We start from the raw sequence: 6,763 nt of genomic DNA on the forward strand, positions 1-6,763 counted from the left end.
ACGCCGCCCAGCAGAAGGCCTTCACCGCCGTCTCCTGGAACGCGCCGACCACCGAGCTGGCCAAGCGCCTCGAGTCCGCCCCCCACCTCCCCCCCCCCCCCGCCCCCCCCCCCCCGGGGACCAAGGGGCCGCGACTCGAGCGCGCCAGCGCTCCGACAACACAGCTCAGTTCTTCGGGAACTTCAGCTGGGAGAGGTCGATGCCCTCGAGGCCGGGCGGCAGCTGGTCGAGGCCGGGCGGCATCTTCGACAGGTCCATGCCCGGGGGCAGCCCGGGCATCCCGGCGGGCATGCCGGGGAAACCACCACGGTTCTTGGGCGGGGTCGGCCCGCGGCCGCCCTTCTTGCCCTTCTTGCCCTTTTTGTTGTTGCCGCGGCGCGCGCCCGGCAGGCCCATCTGACGGCCCATCATGGCCATCATCTTCTTGGCCTCGAAGAACCGGTCGACGAGCTGGTTGACCTCGGAGACCTGCACGCCCGAACCGTTGGCGATGCGCAGGCGGCGGGAGGCGTTGATGATCTTCGGGTTGTCGCGCTCGGCGGGGGTCATGCCCCGGATGATGGCCTGCACGCGGTCGAGCTGCTTGTCGTCGACCGCCGCGAGGGCGTCCTTCATCTGACCGGCACCGGGCAGCATGCCGAGGAGGTTGCCGATCGGGCCCATCTTGCGGATGGCCAGCATCTGGTCGAGGAAGTCCTCGAGGGTGAGCTCGCCGCTGCCGATCTTGCGGGCGGTCGCTTCGGCCTGCTCGGCGTCGTAGACCTGCTCGGCCTGCTCGATGAGGGTGAGCACATCGCCCATACCGAGGATGCGCGAGGCCATCCGGTCGGGGTGGAAGACGTCGAAGTCCTCGAGCTTCTCGCCGGTGGAGGCGAACATGATCGGCGCGCCGGTGACGTTGCGCACCGACAGCGCCGCGCCACCGCGGGCGTCACCGTCGAGCTTGGTGAGCACGACACCGGTGAAGCCGACGCCGTCGCGGAAGGCCTCGGCGGTGCTGACCGCGTCCTGACCGATCATGGCATCGAGGACGAACAGCGTCTCGTCGGGCTGCACGGCGTCGCGGATGCCCGCGGCCTGGCGCATCAGCTCGGCGTCGATACCGAGGCGGCCCGCGGTGTCGACGATCACGACGTCGTACTGCTTCGTCTTGGCCTCTTCGACACCGGCGCGGGCCACGCCCACCGGGTCGGCCGCGGTGATGCCGAGCGGGTTCTCGCCGCCGCCGATCGAGGTGCCGGGATGCGGGGCGAACACGGGCACGCCCGCGCGCTCACCGACGACCTGCAGCTGGGTGACCGCGCCGGGGCGCTGGAGGTCACACGCGACCAGCAACGGCTGATGGCCCTGGCCCTTCAGCCATTTGGCGAGCTTGCCTGCCAGGGTGGTCTTACCGGCACCCTGCAGACCGGCCAGCATGATGACCGTCGGCGGATTCTTGGCGAGGTTGAGCCTGCGGGTCTCACCGCCGAGGATGGCGACGAGCTCCTCGTTGACGATCTTGACGACCTGCTGCGCCGGGTTCAGCGCCGCGGAGACCTCGGCGCCCTTGGCGCGTTCCTTGACGTTGGTGATGAAGCCGCGCACCACGGGCAGCGCGACATCGGCTTCGAGGAGAGCGAGGCGGATCTCGCGCGCGGTGGCGTCGATGTCGGCCGGTGACAGCCGCCCCTTACCGCGCAGATCCTGCAGTGCACCGGTAAGCCGGTCGGACAGGGATTCGAACACCGATCGCGCTCCTGATCTGAAAGGGACCTCTATTGCCCTCCCAGGGTAATGGGTGTTATTCCCGGTGGCGCACGTGCGGTGGCATGCTGCGGCGCAATTCGTGATTCTCGATGTTCACCAGATACACCGCTTCCCTGCCGGTGAGGCCGAGTTCGCGGGCGAGTATCTCGATGCGCTGCCATTCGGCGTCGGGGCTGTCTTCGTGGTGGGAGGTCGTGGAGGCGATGGTCATCGCCGCCAGCGCCTGCGCTCCGGTGAGAGTGCGTCCCGGTAGCCACGAAACAACCCACAGGTCACCGCCGACACACCGCGCGATGTGCGCGGTCGCGTCGCTGGTCATCATCGATGCGGACACGACTTCGATAGCCACGGATCTGCTCCCCTCTGGACGGGTGACAGCCAGACCTCTCGAATGCTATAGGTCCATCCGCGACTTATCGGGCAACGCGGACTCATTGCGGGGCAACCTGATAGCAATCGGTGGTGAAAATGTGTCCTACCGCTCAGTCGGCTTCGTTCTCGGCCGGTGGCGGCGTCGGCGCTGGTCGCGGCACCACATCGAGGACGGCCTTCTCGATGCGGGCGCGTAGCTGGGGACTGTCGGCGTCGCCGAGATCGAGGCAGAAGGCGTCGACCACGGCCGAACCCATCGTCACGACCTTGGCCCAGCGCACGTTCGCGCCCGCCGTGGCGAAGACCCCGGCCAGCCTGCTGAGCAGGCCCACCCGGTCCTCGGCGCGCAATTCCAGGATCACCTGGCCCGGCACGCTCGTGGTGAACCAGATCAATCGCGGGGTCGCCCGCGCGTAAGGGCCGGGACCGGCGCCGACCGCCTCGCCCTCGCGTTTGGCCAGGGTCGCGGACAGGTCGAGCGCGCCCGAGGTGGCCCGGATCAGCTCCTGGCGCAGCAGGCCCGCGTCGGGCGGGTCACCGAATTTCGGCGTGACCACGAAGGTGTTGACCGCCGAATCCCCGGCACCGCCGAGGTCCGCCGAGAGCACCCGCAGCGCGTGCAGGGCCAGCACGCCCGCCGCGTCGGAGAGCAGGCCGGGTTCGTCGGGGGCGATCACGGTGACGACGTAGGTGTGCTTGCTCTCGCCCGGCGTCAGGGTGACGTGCACGCCGCCCGCGCGGGCCTTGTCCAGCAGTGCCGGGTCGATCGGCTCCGGTTGCGGCAGCGGCTCCCCCGCCATGACCAGCTTGCAGCGCCGGACCAGATCGCCGATCAGCGCGGCCTTCCAGTCGCCCCAGACGCCGGGACCGGTCGCCATCGAATCGGCCTCGGCCAGCGCGTGCAGCAGTTCGAGCAGGCCGACATCGCCGTCGAGGGCCTCGGTGACGAAGCGGACGGTCTCCGGATCGGCGAGATCGCGCCGGGTCGCGGTGTCGGGCAGCAGCAGGTGGTGGCGCACGATCGCGCTGAGCGTGCGGACGTCCGAGGGCCACAGGCCGAGCCTGCGCCCGATGTGGGTGGCCAGTTCCGCGCCGACGACGCTGTGGTCGCCCGCCCTGCCCTTGCCGATGTCGTGCAGCAGCGCGCCGAGGATGAGCAGGTCGGGCCGGGCGACCCGGGTGCTGAGGCCGCTCGCGTAGGCGACCGTCTCCATCAGATGCCGGTCCACGGTCCAGGTGTGCAGCGCGTCGCGCGGCGGCAGGTCGCGAACCGCGCCCCATTCGGGAAAGAGCCTGCCCCACAGGCCAGTCCGGTCCAGCGCCTCGACCGCGTCGATGCTGCCCCGGCCCGCGCCGAGCAGCACGAGCAGGTCGTTGAGCGCGTCCTTGGGCCAGGGCTCGCGCAGTTCGGGAGCGTCCTCGGAGAGACGGTTGAGCGTGGTCGCCGACATCGGCAGGCCGGTCTGGGCCGAGGCCGCCGCGACCCGCGGGATCAGCCCGGGGTCGCGTTGCGGTCGGGCGTCCCTGGCCAGCACCACCTCGCCGGCGTGCTCGACCACCCCCTCATCGAGTGGTCGGCGCACCGGCATCCGGCGCAGCCTGGCCAGGCCGCGGCGGGGCAGCGCGTTGGCCGCGGTCCGCAGGCCGACATCGGTGGAATAGCTCACCGTGCGGGCCGAATCGCTCAGCGTGCGCGCCAGATCGAACCGGTCACCGATGCGCAGGGCGGCGCCGATCTCGTCGGCGTCCTGGGCGCGCAGCTGATCGCGGGCGCGCCCGGCGACGCGGTGCAGTTCGGTCCGCACATCGAGCAGCCTGCGATGCGCCTGCTTGAGACCGCCGCCGGGGACCTCGGGGCCGAGACCCGGCATCGCGTCGGTGAGCTGGGCGATGGCCAACGCGTCGAGCAGCTGGATGTCGCGCAGGCCGCCGCGACCGTTCTTCAGATCGGGTTCGGCGCGGTGGGCGATCTCGCCGCTGCGCTGCCAGCGGGCTTTGGTCTGGGCGATCAGGTCGTCGAAACGGGACCGGATGCCGGTCCGCCATTCCCGGCGCACCCCGCCGATGAGCAGGTTGGACAGATCCTCGTCACCGACGATGTGCCTGGCCTCGAGCAGGCCGAGCCCCGCGATCAGGTCGTCGGCGGCGACCCGCAGCGCCTGTGGCACGGTGCGCACGCTGTGGTCGAGTTTGATGTGGGCGTCCCAGAGTGGGTACCAGAGCTGGTCGGCGACCTCCGAGACCACCGCCGGATCGACGTCGTCGTGCAGCAGCACCAGGTCCAGGTCGGAGTACGGCAGCATCTCGCGTCGGCCGAGGCCGCCCACCGCGACGACGGCGAGGCCGCTGTCGGCGGTGATGCCCAGTTCATTGCCCTTGCTGGTCAGCCACAGTTCGAACAGGTCGACCAGGGCCGCGCGCAGGGATTCCGGATCGAGCCGCGGATTGCGGGTGCCCGCCCCCTCGAGCAGCTGCGCCCTGGCCTTGACCAGGTCGGCCGCTCCGTTGTGCTGAATACCGCCGTTCTGTTGTGCCACAGTCCCACCGCCATTCATGCTGGCGGCCCCGCCCCGACCGGTGGTGCCGGTGGGAGCGGGGCCGCCGCTCGATCGTTGTCGCCGGATGGCGCTCCCGAATTACAGTGCGTCGCTTCCGCGTTCGCCGGTGCGGACACGGATGATGGTGTCCACCGGGGTCACCCACACCTTGCCGTCACCGATCTTGCCTGTGCGCGAGGCCTCCACGATCACCTCGACGACCTTCTCGACCGACGCGTCGTCGACGACGACCTCGACGCGTACCTTCGGGACGAAGTCCACCGAGTACTCCGCGCCGCGGTAGACCTCGGTGTGGCCCTTCTGGCGGCCGTAGCCCTGGACCTCGCTGACGGTCATGCCGAGCACACCGGCCTGTTCCAGCCCGGTCTTCACATCTTCGAGCGTGAACGGTTTGACGATTGCCGTAACCAGTTTCATGTTCGTCATGCCTCCTTGACGAGCGAGCGTGCCGTGCCACCCACAGCAGTGAAATCGTATGCGGTTTCCGCGTGCTCGGACTCGTCCAGGCCCGCCGACTCGCCCTCTTCGCTCGCGCGCAGGCCCAGGGTGAACTTGATCGCGTACGCGATGACGGCCGTCGCGATCAGCGAGTAGGCGAGAACGGTGAAGGCACCGACGGCCTGCAGCTTCAACTGCTCGACCCCACCACCGTAGAACAGACCGTCGACAGCCGCCGGAGCTTCGGCGGTCGCGACCAGGCCAACCAGCAGCGTGCCGACCAGACCACCGACGAGGTGGACGCCGACCACGTCGAGCGAGTCGTCGAAGCCGAAGCGGAACTTCAGGCCGACGGCGAGGGCGCACAGCGCGCCGGAGACCACACCGATGACCAGCGCGCCGACGACGTTCACCGAGGAACAGGCCGGGGTGATCGCGACCAGGCCGGCGACGATGCCCGAGGCGGCGCCGAGCGAGGTCGGGTGACCGTCACGCAGCTTCTCCACCAGCAGCCAGGCGAGCATCGCGGCCGCGGTGGCGATGGTGGTGGTGAGGAAGGTGGCGCCGGCGATGCCGTTGGAGCCGACCGCCGAACCGGCGTTGAAGCCGTACCAGCCGAACCACAGCAGACCGGCACCGAGCATGACGAACGGCAGGTTGTGCGGACGGAACGGGGTCTTGGGCCAGCCCTTGCGCTTGCCCAGGATCAGGCACAGGACCAGACCGGCCGCGCCGGCGTTGATGTGCACCGCGGTACCACCGGCGAAGTCGATCGCCTTCAGGTTGTTGGCGATCCAGCCGCCGCTCTCGGCGGTGATGCCGTCGAAGGCGAAGACCCAGTGCGCGACGGGGAAGTACACGACGGTGGCCCAAATTCCGGCAAACAGGAGCCACGAACCGAACTTCAGGCGGTCGGCGACCGCGCCCGAGATGAGTGCGACGGTGATGATCGCGAACATGAGCTGGAAGGCCACGAACACCGACAGCGGGATGGTGCCCGCCAGCGGGATGCCCGCGGGGGCCTCCGGATCGGTGGTGGCCAGGTACTGGCCGCCGAAGACGCCCTTCAGGCCGAAGTACTGCAGCGGGTCACCGAGCAGATTGCTCTTGTCGTCGCCGAAGGTCACCGAGAAGCCGTAGAGACACCACAGGATGGTCACCAGACCCATCGCCGAGATGCTCATCATGATCATGTTCAGCACGTTCTTGCCACGGACCATACCGCCGTAGAAGAAGGCCAGGCCCGGCGTCATCAACAGCACGAGCGCTGACGCTGTCAGCATCCATGCGGTGTCACCGGCGTCGGGCGCGCCGATTACGGGAAATGCCACCTTGTGTTCCTCCTCATCTCGGGCCCCGCCGATTCCGGCAAAAGGACCTGTACAGAAGGGTCGCCACTCGGTGTTTCATCCGTTGAGCTGTGGTGTTTCACCTGCGTGAACGGATGGCGCTGTTGTGTTGCTTCCACGTTTCACGCGGTAGACCAGCAGGTATGTGCTCACCGTGAGGTCGGTGCGGATGTGCGCGACGACGTGGGCTTTCGCCGCGAAAACTACGGTGCCCGCCCCGTCGCGGGGGTGGGGGGGGGGGTGAAGGCGGCCGCGTCGTTGGAGTCGATGACGGCGCCCGCGATGCCGGGGTATTGC

5 protein-coding genes are annotated in these 6,763 nt (G+C 69.3%); all 5 read right to left on the minus strand.

Translation table 11 applies throughout. The features are described 5' to 3' along the window. Window positions 1-165: 165 nt before the first annotated feature. The gene (gene ffh, locus QH270_RS00160) at window positions 166-1,728 is read right to left on the minus strand and encodes a signal recognition particle protein (RefSeq protein ID WP_280338318.1); all 1,563 of its coding nucleotides are present in this window, start codon (window positions 1,726-1,728) and stop codon (window positions 166-168) included. 55 nt (window positions 1,729-1,783) lie between these two features. Then, a complete protein-coding gene (locus QH270_RS00165) occupies window positions 1,784-2,098 on the minus strand; it encodes a hypothetical protein (RefSeq protein WP_280338319.1) in 315 nt (104 codons plus the stop codon). A gap of 133 nt (window positions 2,099-2,231) precedes the next feature. Then, a complete protein-coding gene (locus tag QH270_RS00170; RefSeq protein ID WP_280338320.1) occupies window positions 2,232-4,676 on the minus strand; it encodes a [protein-PII] uridylyltransferase in 2,445 nt (814 codons plus the stop codon). Between the two features lie 81 nt (window positions 4,677-4,757). Continuing rightward, window positions 4,758-5,096 (minus strand): P-II family nitrogen regulator, encoded by a 339-nt coding sequence (locus QH270_RS00175; protein ID WP_110036141.1) that lies wholly within the window; start codon window positions 5,094-5,096, stop codon window positions 4,758-4,760. A gap of 5 nt (window positions 5,097-5,101) precedes the next feature. Continuing rightward, entirely contained in the window at window positions 5,102-6,448 is a 1,347-nt protein-coding gene (locus QH270_RS00180) for an ammonium transporter (RefSeq protein ID WP_280338321.1), read from the minus strand. Between the last annotated feature and the right edge of the window lie 315 nt (window positions 6,449-6,763).

Source organism: Nocardia neocaledoniensis, assembly GCF_029868625.1.
Lineage (GTDB): Bacteria > Actinomycetota > Actinomycetes > Mycobacteriales > Mycobacteriaceae > Nocardia > Nocardia neocaledoniensis_A.

Coding starts and splice junctions, on each gene's coding strand:
- QH270_RS00170 (WP_280338320.1), bottom strand. CDS start 4,676: ATGAATGGCGGTGGGACTGTGGCACAACAGAACGGCGGTATTCAGCAC.
- QH270_RS00175 (WP_110036141.1), bottom strand. CDS start 5,096: ATGAAACTGGTTACGGCAATCGTCAAACCGTTCACGCTCGAAGATGTG.